This window comes from Acidovorax sp. KKS102, assembly GCF_000302535.1.
In the GTDB taxonomy this organism is placed as follows: Bacteria; Pseudomonadota; Gammaproteobacteria; order Burkholderiales; family Burkholderiaceae_C; genus Acidovorax.
In genome coordinates this window covers 2,834,120-2,848,478 of sequence record NC_018708.1, presented here as the reverse complement: position 1 = coordinate 2,848,478, position 14,359 = coordinate 2,834,120, and the positions used below count along the sequence as shown (strand labels likewise).

Sequence of the window (14,359 nt, the reverse complement as noted above, 5' to 3'; positions counted from 1 at the left end):
TTATTTCCTTTCTTCATTCCTTCGTTCAACCGGACCATCCCCATGAGCCAACTCCCTGAAATCATCCGCACCATCGACCGCGTCAGCGCCGACGTCGTCGCCAAAGCCTCCACCTTCCAAGCCGCCATCCTGTCCGACGTGGCAGGCCGCCGCGGCACCATGCATGGCCGCGTCGCACCTGTGCATCAGAACATGAAGGTGGCTGGCCCCGCCTTCACCGTGGAAGTGCGCCCCGGCGACAACCTCATGATCCATGCCGCCATTGCCCTGGCCCAACCGGGCGATGTGCTGGTGATCGACGGCAAGGGCGACCAAACGGCGGCGCTGATGGGCACGCTGATGCTCAGCGCCTGCAAGAAGCGTGGCCTGGCGGGCGTGATCGTGGACGCCGCCATCCGCGACAAGCTGGAAATTCTGGAGCTGGACTTCCCCGTGTTCAGCGTGGGCTTCAACCCCGCAGGCCCCACCAAATTTGTGCCTGGCCGCGTCAACCACCCCATCAGCGCCGGTGGCGCCACCGTGAACCCCGGTGACCTGGTGGTGGGCGATGCCGATGGCGTGGTCGTCATCGAGCGCGATAAAGCCCCCGCCATGATGGCCCTGGCGGACAAGAAGGTGGCTGACGAAGCCGCCCGCATCGAATCCATTGCCCGTGGCGACACCGCCGCGAAGTGGCTGCCTGCCGCCCTGCGTGCCGCTGGCGTACTGAAAGAAGGAGAAACGCTGTGAGCCAACCCACCATCATCGTCACTGGCGCCGACCTGGCGCAACAAGCCCTCGACCTGCTGACAGGCTACGCAATCGTCTATGCAGGCAAGGCATCCACGGAAGAAGACCTGGTGGCCCTGTGCCGCGCGCACAACCCTGTGGCCATGATCGTGCGCTACGGCAAGGTAGGCGCTACGGTGATGGATGCTGCGCCTGCGCTCAAGGTCATCTCCAAGCACGGCAGTGGCACGGACACCATCGACAAGGTCGCAGCCCAAGCCCGTGGCATTGAGGTGGTGGCCGCCGTGGGCGCCAATGCCGCTGCCGTGGCCGAGCAGGCCCTGGCCCTGCTGCTGGCTTGTGCAAAATCGGTGGTGGCGCTGGACGCACGCATGCACGCTGGCCACTGGGACAAGGCCACGCACAAGAGCCTGGAACTGGGCGGCCGCACCGTGGGCCTGGTGGGCCTGGGCGCCATCGGCCTGCGCTTTGCCAAGATGGCCGACGCCCTGGGCATGCGCGTGATCGGCTTTGATCCGTTTGCCAAAAACCTGCCCGCGTACGTGCAGGCGGTGGACCTGGAAACCATCTGGCGCGAATCGGATGCCATCTCGCTGCACTGCCCGCTGACCGACGACAACCGGGGCATGCTCAACGCCACCACGCTGGCGCAGTGCAAGCGCGGCGTGATCGTGGTGAACACCGCACGCGGCGGCCTGATCGACGAGGCTGCACTGCTGGCCGCCGTGCGCTCGGGCCAGGTGATGGCGGCAGGGCTCGACAGCTTTGCGGTAGAGCCCATGACGGCAGGCCACCCCTTCCAGGGCGAGAAGAACTTCATCCTCAGCCCCCACATCGGCGGCGTGACGAGCGATGCCTACGTGAACATGGGCGTGGGCGCCGCGAAGAACCTGCTGGCCGTGCTGGCCCGCAGCGCTGTCGCTGCCTGAGCATCGATTTCTTCCATAACAACCATGGTGCCGATGCCGCTCGCGCTGAAGCGTGGTGCGGCATCGGCACCTCACGGAGACAAGCAGCATGATCCAAATTCTCAAAACAAATCGGCCGCTAACACTTGCGAATAAAGCGCTGGCAGCTATGGCTTTGGTAGTGACTGCCACTGCGGGTGTGCTGAGTGCAGCGCCTGCGCAAGCCCAAGGCACCTGGCCTGACAAGCCGCTCAAGCTGGTGGTTCCGTACCCAGCCGGTGGCAATGCCGACAACACCGCGCGCTTGCTTGCCACGCAACTGGGCCAGCGCCTGGGCCAGCAGGTGGTGGTGGACAACCGCCCTGGCGGCAGCGGCACGATTGGCGCTGCGGCGGTGGCCAAGGCCCCGGCCGATGGCTACACGCTGCTGCTTGACGCCACAGCTTTCACCGTCAACCCCAGCCTGTTCCCCAAGCTGCCGTTTGATGCGACCAAAGACTTTGCACCCATCTCGCTGGTGCTGCAGGTGCCGCTGCTCATGGTGGTGCCCGCCAACTCGCCCTTCCAGTCGGTGGCGGATGTAGCCAAGGCCGCCAGGGCGCGGCCGGGCCATCTGACTTATGCATCGGCTGGCAACGGCGGCGCGCAGCATCTGGCGGGCGAGCTGTTCAAGCAGGGGCAGAAAGTGGCCATCACCCACATCCCGTACCGCGGCGGGGCGCCTGCGCTCACCGACCTGATCGGTGGGCAGGTGGACGTAATGTTCAGCGCCACCACGGCCAGCGGCCCGTTCGTCAAAAGCGGCAAGCTGCGGGCGCTGGCCATCTCGTCACCCCGCCGCGTTGAGGGCTGGGAGTCCGTGCCCACCGTGGCCGAGTCTGGCGTGCCCGGCTTTCAGGTCAGCGAGTGGAGCGGCTTGTTCGCCCCCGCAGGCACACCGCGCCCCGTGCTGGAGCGGCTGGAGGCCGAAACCCGCGCCATCGTGGCCAGCCCCGAAATGAAGAAGCGCTTTGCCGAACTGGGCGTGCAGGGCGTGGGCTCCAGCGCGCAGGAATTCAGCAGCTTTTTGAAAGCCGAAACCACCAAGTGGGCTGAGGTGATTCGCACCAGCGGCATCCGCATGGACTGAGGACGCCTTCGCCATGTTCAAGAAAAAAATGCCTCTGGCGCTTATCCATCAAGCGCTGGCAGCTATTGTTTTAGTAGCGTCTGGCATCGCCCATGCGCAAACGGGCGCGGCGGCCTACCCCACCAAGCCCGTGAAGCTGGTGGTGGGCTTTGCCGCTGGTGGCCCCACCGACGTGGTGGCGCGTGCGTTTGCCGACCACGCCAGCCGCGCGCTGGGCCAGCCGTTCATCATCGACAACAAGCCCGGCGCGGGCACCATCATTGCCGCGCAGGCCGTGGCCAGCGCCCCGGCCGATGGCTACACGCTGCTGTTCGGCGCCACCAACCACACGATGATTCCGGCGCTGTACCAGGGCCGCGTCAAGTTTGATGCGGTGAAGTCCTTCCGCCCCCTGTGCACGGTGGCAGGCAGCCCCACGGTGCTGGTGGTGGCACCCGGTCTGCCGGTAAAGACGCTTGCCGACTACCAAGCCAAGGCCCGTGCCGAGCCCGGCCGCGTGACGGCAGGCACGGCCGGGGTGGGTAGCTCAGGCCACTTCGCCACCGAGATGTTTGCCCGCGCCCAGGGCCTGCAGCTCAACCATGTGCCCTACAAGGGCGCGGCGCCCGTGGTGACGGACCTGATGGGCGGCCAGCTCGACAGCTCGTTTGCCACGCTGGGCTCGGTGCTGCCGCAGATCCAGACCGGCAAGCTGCGTGCGCTGGCCGTGGGTGCACCCAAGCGCTCGGCCCTGGTGCCCGATGTGCCGACGTTTGCCGAGTCAGGCGGCGGCAATTACGCGGCCGACGTGTGGTACGGCGTGCTGGCCCCCGCAGGCCTGCCCGAGCCCATTGCCCAGGCGCTGGAGCGCACGGCGGCCGACTTTGTCAAGAGCGCATCGGCCATCGACAAGCTGCGTGGCCTGGGGCTGGACGCCGAATCGGTCTGCGGCAATGCCTTTGCCAGCCGCGTGGCCCGCGAAGTGACCACGTATAGCCAGATGGCCAAAGCGCTCGACCTCAAAGCTGATTGAACGACAAGGAGACTCTCATGCGACGCATTCACACCTCACTGGGCGCAGCCCTTGCGCTGACCTTCGCCATGGCCCATGCCATGGCACAAACCGGCTACCCGGACAAAGCCGTCAAGATCGTGGTGCCATACCCACCCGGCGGCGCGGTCGATCAGGTGACCCGACGCATAGCCCAAAAGCTCACAGAGCAAACCGGCCAGAGCTTCTTTGTCGAAAACAAGGCCGGTGGCACGGGCACCATCGGCGCCAACCAGGTGGCGCGTTCGCCGGGTGATGGCTATACGCTCATGGCCAATGACACCACGTACTCCATCCTGCCCCAGGTGTTCGAGAAGCTGTCTTGGGACTACGCCAACGACTTGGTGCCTGTGGCAGGTTTCAATTTCGCCCCCACCGCCGTGGTGGTGGCCGCCAACTCCCCGTTCAAAACACTGGGCGATCTGGTGGCGTATTCCCAAGCCAACCCGGGCAAGCTCAACTACGGCACCGGCGGAGCGGGCACCATGCCCCACTTCGCCACAGAAGCATTGCAGGGTGCCAGCGGCCTCAAGGCCACCCACGTGCCCTTCAAAGGCGCTGGGGAAGCCACCTTGGCGTTGCTGGGTGGAACCATCGATTTCCAGATCGCATCCACCCCAGGCGTGATGGGGCAGGTGCGTGGCGGCAAAGTGCGCCTGCTGGCTGTGAGCGGCGAGCAGCGGCTCAAGGCCGTGCCCGATGTGCCCACGTTTGCCCAGGCGGGGGCGCCGGGCTACAAGGTGGTCAATTTCACCGGCCTGTGGGCTCCCAAGGGCACGCCAGAAGCGGTACTGAGCAAACTGCGCCAGGAAATCACCAAAGCCATGGCCAGCGCGGATGTGCAGACTTTTGCCACGGACCTCGGCGCCGTGCCCAGCGTGCTCAGCGGAACCGCCTTTGCCGACAAGCTGAAGGCAGATGCCCAGCTGTGGGAGTCTGTGGCGGTCAAAGTGGGTATTGAAAAGCAATGACCCCCGTGCCCCACTCCGTGGGCCTGAACCGCCCACAGCGCCAGTTGCCGCCCGGAGCGTGCGACAGCCACATGCACATCTTTGACCCGCGCTTTGCACCATCCAGCCACTGGCCGCGCACGCCGCCGGTAGCCCCCGTGGCGGCGTATCGGCAACTGCAGGCGCGCCTGGGCACCACGCGCACGGTGGTGGTCACGCCCTCCACCTACGGCACCGACAACGCCTGCACGCTGGATGCGCTGGACCAACTGGGCGACGCTGCGCGCGGCGTGGCCGTGGTGGGTGAGGATGTGAGCGCGGATGAACTGGCCGATCTGGCCGCACGCCGTGTGCGCGGGCTGCGGGTCAACTTTGTCTCGCCCCAATCGTGGGGCACCACCACACCTGAAATGCTGGCCACGCTGGCGCGCAAGGTGGCCGAGCACCCGGCCTGCGCGGGCTGGCATATCCAGATTTTTGTGCACCCTGAGCAACTCATCGAGTTGGCGCCCCAGTTGCAAACCCTACCCGTGCCGTTGGTCATCGACCATCTGGGCCGCATTGATCCGGCCCAAGGCCCCGCTGCGCAGGCCTATGGCGTGGTGCGCAGGCTGCTGGATGGTGGCAACACCTGGGTCAAGCTCTCGGGCGCCTACATGCGATCAACCGTGCATGGCCCCAGTTATGCAGATACCCTGCCGTTGGGCCAGGCCCTGGTGCAGGCCGCGCCCGAGCGCCTCGTGTGGGGCAGCGACTGGCCACACACCACGGAGGCGCCTGGCACTGTGAACGATGCCGACTTGATGGATCTGCTGCAGGCCTGGGCTGGCAGCGACGCGGCCATGGACCGCATCCTGGTCGACAACCCGGCACGGCTGTATGGTTTCGATGCCGTTCCCGCCGCCTGAACGAATTGGAAAGACCCCACCATGTTTTTGCTTCAAGCCCCTGAAGTCCGAGACCTCGATGTCTTCACCGCCATGCCCGAGCCCTTTCGCCGCCGCGAGCGCAGCGACTGGGCCGACGCCAACCGGGGCGGCACCATCACCGATTCGTTCCTGGAAGGCCCGGTGTTCGACGACGCAGGCAACCTCTACGTCAGCGACATCCCCTGGGGCCGGGTCTTTCGCATCAACCCGCAGGGCGACTGGGCGCTGGTGGCCGAGTACGACGGCGAGCCCAACGGCTTGAAGTTCTTGAAGCCCGGTGCGCTGCTTATCACCGACTACAAAAACGGCCTGATGCAGCTGGACGTGGCCACGGGCGCCGTCACCCCGTACCTGCAGCGCCGCAACAGCGAGCGCTTCAAGGGCGTGAACGATCTGATCTTTGATGCCGACGGCAACCTGTATTTCACCGACCAAGGGCAGAGCGGCCTGCACGATCCGAGTGGCCGCCTGTACCGGCTGCGGCCCAACGGACAGCTCGACTTGCTGCTGCACAACGTGCCCAGCCCCAACGGCGTGGCCCTGTCGCCCGATGGCCGCGTGCTGTATCTGGCCGTGACGCGCGGCAACTGCGTGTGGCGCGTGCCGCTGCTGCCCGACGGCAGCGTGGCCAAGGTCAGCCAGTTCTTTACCTCCTATGGCCCGAGCGGCCCGGATGGTCTGGCTGTGGATGCCGAGGGCCGCTTGCTGGTGGCCAACCCCGGCCTGGGTTATGTGTGGGTGCTGAACCACCGCGCCGAGCCGGTGCAGGTGCTGCGCGGCGCGCCGGGCAGCTCCACCACCAATCTGGCGTTTGGTGGGGCAGGGCGCACCACGGTGTATGTCACTGATTCCACCCATGGGCGCATCCTGCGGGCTGACATGGGGGCCCCTGGACTGCCGTTGGCTCGCTTGCGTTGAAGCGGCCTCCTGTCTGATGAATGCATGGGGTGCAGTGAAATCAATGGAGTGAAGGTGTTTTATTGATATTGACTATTGAAGAGATTCAATCGATTCAATTTACCTGTCATGGTTTGCTTCCTACCATCTGTCCTGTCGATACGTTTTGCCGACGCGCTTTCACAGGAGATGACCCATGACGACAGAAGCCAAGTGCCCCTTTGACCACACCAAGGCCGCGCCCACGGGCCCCCGCAATGCCGACTGGTGGCCCAACCAGCTCAATCTCCGCCCCCTGAACCAGAACTCGCCGCTCACCGACCCGATGGGAGAGGGCTTCAACTACGCCGAGGAATTCAAGAGCCTTGACCTGGCGGCCGTGAAGGCCGACCTTCGGGCGCTGATGACCGACTCGCAGGACTGGTGGCCCGCAGACTTTGGCCACTATGGGCCGCTGTTTGTACGCATGGCCTGGCACAGCGCGGGCACCTACCGCCTGGCCGATGGCCGTGGTGGCGCAGGGGCAGGGCAGCAGCGTTTTGCACCGCTCAACAGCTGGCCCGACAACGCCAATCTGGACAAGGCGCGCCGCCTGCTCTGGCCCGTCAAGCAGAAATACGGCCGCAAGATTTCGTGGGCCGACCTGATGATTCTGGCGGGCAACGTGGCGCTGGAATCCATGGGCTTCAAGACCTTTGGCTTTGCTGGTGGCCGCCCCGATGTGTGGGAGCCCGATGAAAACGTGTATTGGGGTGCTGAAAGCACCTGGCTGGCTGGCGACAAGCGCTACAGCGGCGAACGCGATCTGGCCAACCCGCTGGCCGCCGTGCAGATGGGCCTGATCTATGTGAACCCCGAAGGCCCCAATGGCAACCCCGATCCCGTCGCCGCCGCCCGTGACATCCGCGACACCTTTGCTCGCATGGCCATGGACGACGAGGAGACCGTGGCATTGATTGCTGGCGGCCACACCTTTGGCAAGACCCACGGTGCGGGCGATGCGGCCCTGGTGGGCAAGGAGCCCGAAGGCGCGGGTATCGAGGAGCAGGGCCTGGGCTGGAAAAGCAGCCATGGCTCTGGCAAGGGTGGCGACACCATCACCAGTGGCCTGGAAGTCACCTGGACCACCACGCCCACGCAGTGGAGCAACAACTTCTTCGAAAACCTGTTTGGCTACGAATGGGAGCTGACCAAGAGCCCGGCGGGCGCCCACCAGTGGACGGCCAAGGGAGCTGCGGCCACGATCCCGCACGCGCACGACCCGTCGAAAAAGCTGGTGCCCACCATGCTCACCACCGACCTGTCGCTGCGCTTTGACCCGGCCTACGAGAAGATCTCGCGCCGCTTTTTGGCCCACCCCGAGCAGTTTGCCGATGCGTTTGCACGCGCCTGGTTCAAGCTCACGCACCGCGACATGGGGCCGCGTGCCCGCTACCTGGGCCCGGAAGTCCCCGCCGAAGTGTTGATCTGGCAAGACCCGGTTCCCGCCGTCGATCACGCTCTGGTCAACGCGCAGGACATCGCTGCGCTCAAGGCCAAGGTGCTGGCATCGGGCCTGTCCATTCCAGAGTTGGTATCCACGGCGTGGGCCTCCGCTTCCACGTTCCGGGGCGGCGACAAGCGCGGCGGTGCCAACGGCGCGCGCATCCGTCTGGCGCCGCAGAAGGACTGGGCCGTGAACCAGCCTGCGCAGCTGGCCAAGGTGCTGGGTCAACTCGAAGCTATCCAGCGCGACTTCAATGCCGCGCAGACCGGCGGCAAGAAGATCTCGCTCGCTGACCTGATCGTGCTGGCCGGTGGCGCCGCCGTCGAGGCCGCAGCGAAGCATGCCGGGCAAGAGGTGACCGTGCCTTTCACCCCCGGCCGCACCGACGCCTCGCAGGAGCAGACCGATGTGCCTTCTTTCGAGGTCATGGAGCCTGTGGCCGATGGCTTTCGCAACTATGTGCGTCCTGGCCTGGAAGGCGCCGTGGCCGAGCTGCTGGTGGACCGCGCCAATCAGCTCACGCTGACAGCGCCCGAAATGACGGTGCTGGTGGGTGGCTTGCGCGTGCTGGGTGCCAATGTGGATCAGGCGGCCCATGGTGTCTTCACGCAGCGCGTCGGCACCTTGAGCAATGATTTCTTTGTGAACCTGCTCGACATGCGCACCCAATGGCAGAAGTCGGCGGGCGCAGCAGGTGTGCTGGACGGTGTGGACCGCAGCACCGGTGCCAAAAAATGGACCGGTACGGTGGCCGACCTGGTGTTTGGCTCCAACTCTGTGCTGCGTGCGCTGGCCGAGGTCTATGCCAGCAGCGATGCGCAGGCGGTGTTTGTGCAGGACTTCGTCAAGGCTTGGACCAAGGTGATGAACCTCGACCGGTTTGACCTGGCCGCAGGCGGCGCCAGCGCCTGAATCCCAGGGCCTCTGCTCCATGCCGTTGAAGGATGGCATGGGGTGGGCTGAGCATGCCTTGATCGAGCCCGGTGTGTGCAGTGCACGCGCTGGGCTTTTTGTTCTGTGGTTTTCATGACGGGGGCGTTGCGCTTGCTCGCTACCATCGGGCCTTGATGTTTCAACCTTTCAAGGAGAGCGCGCGTGACAGCAACCCCGTCCAAAGACTACGAAAAAGGCCTGGCCACCCGCCGAGAGGTCATGGGTGATGATTTTGTGGACCGTGCGCTGGGCAACGCCACTTCTTTCACGCAGCCCATCCAGGAATACATCACGCGCAATGCGTGGGGCGATGTCTGGCAGCGCCCTGGGCTGGACCGCAAGACCCGCAGTCTGATCACGGTTTCCATGCTGATCGCGTTGGGCAAGCAGCACGAACTCAAAGGCCATGTGCGTGGAGCGCTGAACAATGGCGCCACGGCCGAGGAACTGCAGGAGGTGCTGCTGCACGCCAGCGTCTATTGCGGCCTGCCGACGGCGGTAGAGGCGTTTCGCACCGCTGCGGAAGTCATTGACGGACCTGCGGGACCTGCCAAGTAGCGGGCCCGCGACTGGTGGGGGCGACGTACAGGCCGCCCCGCTTCAGCCGCCTGCGAGCAGTTTTTGCACCAGGTCGGCTGCGGTGGACGCGTTGTACTTGCGCATGAGCCGCGCGCGGTAGATCTCCACGGTGCGGTGGCTGATCTCCAGCGCCCGGCCAATCTCCTTGGAGGTCAGGCCTTCCAGCAGGCGTGCGGCCACCTCCCGCTCACGGCCTGTCAGCTCGGCCTTCACGGTGCGCTGCGAGCTGAGGTCCTCAAAGCTCCAGATGCCGGATTCATGCGGGGCATTGCGGTTGAGTGCGCGGCCCGACACGTGGCACCAGAAGACCTCGCCATTGGCGCGCTTCATGATGCGGTTGTCCGCATAGTGGCCCTTGGCGTTCAGGATGGGCTCCATGTGTGCGCCCAGGCGCTCGTACTCGTCAGCGCTCGGATAAAGTATCTGGAACGACTGGCCGATCAGCACCTCGCGTGAGGCACCGAACATCTCGCACACATGGCGGTTGCAGTCGACCATGGTGCGGTTGCGCGACAGCACCAGCCCCACGGGAGCCATGTCAAAAGCCAGCCGGTAATCCACTTCCATAGTGCTAATCTTTACGGAAAACTACTTATTTAAGTACGTAGTATCGTAGCGCATCCCATTCATAAGGAGATCGTGGTGAACAAGATATTCCCCTCCGCAGCCGAAGCCCTGAAGGGCGTGGTTGCAGACGGCCAACTCATGGCTGTAGGCGGTTTCGGGCTGTGTGGCATTCCTGAAGCCTTGATCGACGCGCTGCGTGATTCGGCCGTCAAGAACCTCACCGTGATCTCCAACAACGCGGGCGTGGACGGCTTTGGTCTGGGCAAGCTGCTCGAAACCCGTCAGATCAAGAAGATGATCTCGTCGTACGTGGGCGAGAACAAGGAGTTCGAGCGTCAGTACCTGGCGGGCGAACTGGAGCTGGAATTCACCCCCCAGGGCACGCTGGCCGAAAAGCTGCGCGCAGGCGGCGCGGGCATTCCGGCCTTCTTCACCAAGACCGGCGTGGGCACCATCGTGGCCGAGGGCAAGGAGCTGCGCGAATTTGACGGCGAAACCTATGTGATGGAGCGCTCCCTGGTGCCCGAGGTCTCGCTGGTCAAGGCCGACGTGGCCGACAAGTCGGGCAACCTGCGCTTCAACCTTACCGCGCGCAACTTCAACCCCGCCGCCGCCACTGCAGGCAAGGTCTGCATCGTCGAAGTGGAAAAGATCGTGGAAGTGGGCGAACTGGCCCCCGACGATATCCACCTGCCTGGCATTTACGTGCACCGCATCGTGCTCAACGCCAACCCCGAAAAGCGCATCGAAAAACGAACGATCACCGAGAAAGCAGGAGCCTGACCATGCCGTGGACCCAAGACCAGATGGCCGCCCGTGCGGCGCAAGAACTCGAAGACGGCTTTTATGTGAACCTGGGCATCGGCATTCCCACGCTGGTGGCCAACTTCACCGGTGACAAGGAAGTGTGGCTGCAGTCCGAGAACGGCATGCTGGGCATCGGTCCCTTCCCGACCGAAGACCAGGTGAACCCGGACCTGATCAACGCCGGCAAGCAGACGGTGACGACCATCAAAGGCTCGTCCATCTTCGGCAGCGACCAGTCGTTTGCCATGATCCGTGGCGGCAAGATCAACCTGTCCATCCTGGGCGCCATGCAGGTCAGCGAAAAGGGTGACCTGGCCAACTGGATGATTCCCGGCAAGATGGTCAAGGGCATGGGCGGCGCCATGGACCTGGTGGCGGGCGTCAAGCGCGTGATCGTGCTCATGGAGCATGTCGCCAAGAAGAAGGACGGGACCGAGGACCTGAAGATCCTGCCCCAGTGCACCTTGCCCCTCACCGGCGTGGGCGTGGTCGACCGCATCATCACCGACCTGGCCGTCCTGGACGTGACGCCTCAGGGCCTGAAGGTGGTGGAGCTGGCTCCCGGCGTGACCTTTGAGGCTCTGCAGGCCAAGACCGGCGTCACGTTGATCCCCTGAGCGTTGGGCCACTATCGTAGTGGCGCCACAAAAAAGGCCGGGGCCCTTCACAGGGCCCCGGCCTTTTGCATTTGCACAGCTTTTTCACAAAGCCCCCATGCCGTACGCACGGGGCCTGTGGCAATTACATCGCGTTGCCGATTTCGCCCGAAGAAATCTGGCCGGTGCGCAGGGCTTCAGCAGCCTGGGCACGCACAGCAGCGCGGTCAGCGGTGGACTTGTAAGTCACCACACGCGAGCCAGCAGGCTCTTGGCTGCGGGTTTGCCACGGTAGCGGCTTCAGCAGCCACTTCAGCACGGGTGCGGTTGGTTTCGAACTTGGTGGCGAACTGCGAAGCATCGGCTTCGTCAGCGTGGGCACCAAAAGCGGCGAAAGCGGCAACAGCAGCAACGGACAGGAAACGGACAGACTTGTTCATGGTGAAACTCCGGAAAATCTGAAAAAGAGGGACTTGGGTACTGAGAGATACGGCGCAACCAGGGCGGCAGATTCAGCCGCCCCGGGTCAATCAGCCGCGCTCACCCGAAGAAATCTGGCCGGTACGCACAGCTTCAGCAGCCTGGGCACGCACGGCAGCGCGGTCAGCCGTGGACTTGTAAGTCACCACACGCGAACCAGCGGGTTCGATCGAGCGGGTCTGAGCCACGGTAGCGGCTTCGGCTTGCACTTCAGCGCGGGTGCGGTTGGTTTCAAACTTGGTGGCGAATTGCGAAGCATCGGCTTCATCAGCCTGGGCACCAAAAGAAGCGAAAGCGGCGACAGCGGCGACAGCGGCGATAGACAGGAAACGTGCGGTGTTGTTCATGATGAAAAATCCTTGAAGTTAAAGAAGCGGCTCAAAAAAACCGGGACAAAGCGCCAAAAACAAAGAAAGCTGCCTGGGACCGGGTTCGGTGAGTCGCCTTGCGGGTTCGGCTCATCGATGGGATGAACTGTACGCCGGTGGGGTGCAGAGAAAAACCACCTAGTCGCGAACTAACTGTTCCAGTATTGTGAACAATCGGCGCGGAACTTTTCAGGGTTTACCCAAGCCTGACTGCCTGAGAACGCCAAAAAATGGGCTTTTGGCGACATTGCCTCATGAAAACCCTGATTTCCATTTGGGACAATGACATTGGGGTGACAAGGGGCTTTTCCATCCCGGAAAGCCTGGGTGCAAGCAGGTCTTGCACAGGGGAATAGGGGCGTGCAATGCGTTCCATGCGGCCAAAACAAGTGCAGGTAGCAGGGCTTGCCACTTGATGTGCATCAAGATTGCGTGTCTGTATCGCGCCATGCGAGTCAGTGCCTTGCAAGAGAACCCCATATAGTGCGAAGTAACGATTTGTGTTGCTTGCATGACCGATATTCTTCTTTCAGCGGATGCCGAGGACGCTGACAGCCCCCATTACTTGCGTGCGCTGACCGACATGGCCGACCGGCGTACGGTGGTCGCAGGTGCTGCCATCTACACCGACAACGGCATCAAGCTGGTGGAGAAGGGGGCACGCATCGACAGCCGTCTGTACGACCGCCTGGTACAGCACAAGCTGCGTGAACCCATTGATCGCCATCTGTCCATCGAAAACCCGGTGGACGTACCGGCCCTGCTGGCCCTGGGCCAGACGCTCATCGAGCAGGAAACCCTGCCCGCCATGCTGGCCGAGGCATTGGGCTCAGGCGCCCGGTTGTTGGCACCCCTGCGTTCCCTGCCATTGCCTTCTGCCATGGCCTGCAAACTCACGGTGATGCGTGACCAGCGGCCCACGCTGTTCCAGCACAGTCTGGTGATGACCACCGTGGCGGTGTTTCTGGCGCTCAAAAGCGGGCTGAGTGAGCGCGACTGCAGCACGGTGGCGGCCGCTGCGCTACTGCATGACCTGGGGGTGCTGCACATGGACCCGGCCTGGGACGACCCGGACCACAAGGTGGTGGGGGTAGGGCGCAAGCACCTGGTGGCCCATCCCATCTCGGCCATGCTCATGATCCGCGACACACAGGCCTACCCACGCGCCGCCGAGGTCGCTGTGCTGGAGCACCACGAGCGCATGGACGGCAGCGGTTATCCGCGCGCCTTGCTGGGGGCCGACATCACGCCCATGGGCCGCATCCTGCTGTTGGCCGAGGTGGTGGCCGCCTTCTACGAAAAATACGACGACATGCCCGCACAGCGGCTGTCGCTGGTGCTGCGGCTCAACCACCGCAAGTTTCCTTCGGCCTTGGTGGCGTTCATCCTGCCGCTGCTACAAGAAGAAGTAGCCCGCGAATCGGCCCTGATGCCCCTGGGTAACGACGCCCCGCGCCAGATCGAATTGCTGGCCGAAGCCTTTGCCTACTGGGACCAGCTCAAGGCGGCGTTGCCCCCAGACGCGGCGGCCAAGTCTCCTGCGGGCAGCGCCTTTGCGTTTGCCGATTCCCGCCTCATGGCATTGCAAAAGGCCCTGATCGAAGCGGGCTCACACCCCCGGCACCAGGGGGAATTGCTGGCGCAGCTGCAAGGCGACGCTATTGGCATGGCCGAGGTCGCCCTGGTGGGGCGCGAGGCCTTGTGGCAGCTGCAAAGCATCCTGAACGCCAGCCACCGCCGCTGGCCTCAGCTCTCGGACCGTGCCACGCCTGCCGATGCGGCAGTGGCGGACTGGTGCGATTGGGCGATGCGTACGCTGTAAACCGACTCTTGGATCGACACCACCAACTCGGGGGCTTTTTAAAGAAGGCACTCCGGTTGACGGTGCTTGCTAGCGGCCCCTCCGCGCCGCCCTGAACGCGTGGGCGGTTCGCCAGCCTGCGTCGGCCTCCGCATACCGGCGTCCTGGGT

Annotated in this window: 14 protein-coding genes and 1 pseudogene; 12 read left to right on the top strand and 3 right to left on the bottom strand. The window is 64.1% G+C overall.

The annotated features are described in order from the left end of the window. Positions 1-42 precede the first annotated feature (42 nt). The 9 genes from C380_RS13050 (at position 43) to pcaC (ending at position 9,549) form a co-directional block, all read left to right on the top strand. The gene (locus C380_RS13050; RefSeq protein ID WP_015014325.1) at positions 43-729 is read left to right on the top strand and encodes a diguanylate cyclase; all 687 of its coding nucleotides are present in this window, start codon (positions 43-45) and stop codon (positions 727-729) included. Then, on the top strand, positions 726-1,658 hold the full coding sequence (locus C380_RS13045; protein ID WP_015014324.1) for an NAD(P)-dependent oxidoreductase: 933 nt from the start codon (positions 726-728) through the stop codon (positions 1,656-1,658). Before C380_RS13050 ends, C380_RS13045 begins: the two co-directional genes overlap by 4 nt. Positions 1,659-1,806: 148 nt before the next feature. After that, positions 1,807-2,766 carry a tripartite tricarboxylate transporter substrate binding protein gene (locus C380_RS13040; protein WP_015014323.1) on the top strand — a complete coding sequence of 320 codons (960 nt, stop codon included), beginning with the start codon at positions 1,807-1,809 and terminating at the stop codon, positions 2,764-2,766. A 13-nt stretch (positions 2,767-2,779) separates the two neighbouring features. Further along, positions 2,780-3,778 (top strand): tripartite tricarboxylate transporter substrate binding protein, encoded by a 999-nt coding sequence (locus C380_RS13035; protein WP_015014322.1) that lies wholly within the window; start codon positions 2,780-2,782, stop codon positions 3,776-3,778. A gap of 17 nt (positions 3,779-3,795) precedes the next feature. After that, a complete protein-coding gene (locus C380_RS13030; RefSeq protein WP_015014321.1) occupies positions 3,796-4,767 on the top strand; it encodes a tripartite tricarboxylate transporter substrate binding protein in 972 nt (323 codons plus the stop codon). Continuing rightward, positions 4,764-5,654, top strand: a complete 891-nt coding sequence (locus C380_RS13025) for an amidohydrolase (protein ID WP_015014320.1) — start codon at positions 4,764-4,766, stop codon at positions 5,652-5,654. The genes C380_RS13030 and C380_RS13025 overlap by 4 nt, the downstream gene beginning before the upstream one ends. Positions 5,655-5,675: 21 nt before the next feature. After that, positions 5,676-6,593, top strand: coding sequence for an SMP-30/gluconolactonase/LRE family protein (locus C380_RS13020; protein ID WP_015014319.1), 918 nt, complete (start codon positions 5,676-5,678; stop codon positions 6,591-6,593). 175 nt (positions 6,594-6,768) lie between these two features. Beyond that, complete coding sequence (gene katG / locus C380_RS13015; protein ID WP_015014318.1) at positions 6,769-8,970, top strand: catalase/peroxidase HPI; 2,202 nt, start codon at positions 6,769-6,771, stop codon at positions 8,968-8,970. Between the two features lie 183 nt (positions 8,971-9,153). Continuing rightward, complete coding sequence (pcaC, locus tag C380_RS13010) at positions 9,154-9,549, top strand: 4-carboxymuconolactone decarboxylase (protein ID WP_015014317.1); 396 nt, start codon at positions 9,154-9,156, stop codon at positions 9,547-9,549. A gap of 42 nt (positions 9,550-9,591) precedes the next feature. Here pcaC and C380_RS13005 read toward each other — a convergent pair whose 3' ends face one another. Further along, positions 9,592-10,137, bottom strand: a complete 546-nt coding sequence (locus tag C380_RS13005) for a LuxR C-terminal-related transcriptional regulator (protein ID WP_015014316.1) — start codon at positions 10,135-10,137, stop codon at positions 9,592-9,594. Positions 10,138-10,212: 75 nt separating this feature from the next. Between C380_RS13005 and C380_RS13000 the strand changes: the two genes are divergently transcribed. Together C380_RS13000 and C380_RS12995 are read left to right on the top strand one after the other, a co-directional pair. Next, the gene (locus C380_RS13000) at positions 10,213-10,920 is read left to right on the top strand and encodes a CoA transferase subunit A (RefSeq protein WP_015014315.1); all 708 of its coding nucleotides are present in this window, start codon (positions 10,213-10,215) and stop codon (positions 10,918-10,920) included. A gap of 2 nt (positions 10,921-10,922) precedes the next feature. Then, the gene (locus C380_RS12995; RefSeq protein WP_015014314.1) at positions 10,923-11,561 is read left to right on the top strand and encodes a 3-oxoacid CoA-transferase subunit B; all 639 of its coding nucleotides are present in this window, start codon (positions 10,923-10,925) and stop codon (positions 11,559-11,561) included. A 124-nt stretch (positions 11,562-11,685) separates the two neighbouring features. Here the strand turns inward: C380_RS12995 and C380_RS12990 are convergent. Together C380_RS12990 and C380_RS12985 are read right to left on the bottom strand one after the other, a co-directional pair. Continuing rightward, positions 11,686-11,980, bottom strand: a pseudogene (locus C380_RS12990) (DUF4148 domain-containing protein). A gap of 90 nt (positions 11,981-12,070) precedes the next feature. Next, positions 12,071-12,367 carry a hypothetical protein gene (locus tag C380_RS12985; protein ID WP_015014313.1) on the bottom strand — a complete coding sequence of 99 codons (297 nt, stop codon included), beginning with the start codon at positions 12,365-12,367 and terminating at the stop codon, positions 12,071-12,073. A gap of 532 nt (positions 12,368-12,899) precedes the next feature. Between C380_RS12985 and C380_RS12980 the strand changes: the two genes are divergently transcribed. Further along, on the top strand, positions 12,900-14,210 hold the full coding sequence (locus C380_RS12980) for an HD-GYP domain-containing protein (protein ID WP_015014312.1): 1,311 nt from the start codon (positions 12,900-12,902) through the stop codon (positions 14,208-14,210). The last annotated feature ends 149 nt before the right edge of the window (positions 14,211-14,359 follow it).

Coding starts and splice junctions, on each gene's coding strand:
- C380_RS13050 (WP_015014325.1), top strand. CDS start 43: ATGAGCCAACTCCCTGAAATCATCCGCACCATCGACCGCGTCAGCGCC.
- C380_RS13040 (WP_015014323.1), top strand. CDS start 1,807: ATGGCTTTGGTAGTGACTGCCACTGCGGGTGTGCTGAGTGCAGCGCCT.
- C380_RS13035 (WP_015014322.1), top strand. CDS start 2,780: ATGTTCAAGAAAAAAATGCCTCTGGCGCTTATCCATCAAGCGCTGGCA.
- C380_RS13030 (WP_015014321.1), top strand. CDS start 3,796: ATGCGACGCATTCACACCTCACTGGGCGCAGCCCTTGCGCTGACCTTC.
- C380_RS13025 (WP_015014320.1), top strand. CDS start 4,764: ATGACCCCCGTGCCCCACTCCGTGGGCCTGAACCGCCCACAGCGCCAG.
- C380_RS13020 (WP_015014319.1), top strand. CDS start 5,676: ATGTTTTTGCTTCAAGCCCCTGAAGTCCGAGACCTCGATGTCTTCACC.
- katG (WP_015014318.1), top strand. CDS start 6,769: ATGACGACAGAAGCCAAGTGCCCCTTTGACCACACCAAGGCCGCGCCC.
- C380_RS13005 (WP_015014316.1), bottom strand. CDS start 10,137: ATGGAAGTGGATTACCGGCTGGCTTTTGACATGGCTCCCGTGGGGCTG.
- C380_RS12995 (WP_015014314.1), top strand. CDS start 10,923: ATGCCGTGGACCCAAGACCAGATGGCCGCCCGTGCGGCGCAAGAACTC.
- C380_RS12985 (WP_015014313.1), bottom strand. CDS start 12,367: ATGAACAACACCGCACGTTTCCTGTCTATCGCCGCTGTCGCCGCTGTC.
- C380_RS12980 (WP_015014312.1), top strand. CDS start 12,900: ATGACCGATATTCTTCTTTCAGCGGATGCCGAGGACGCTGACAGCCCC.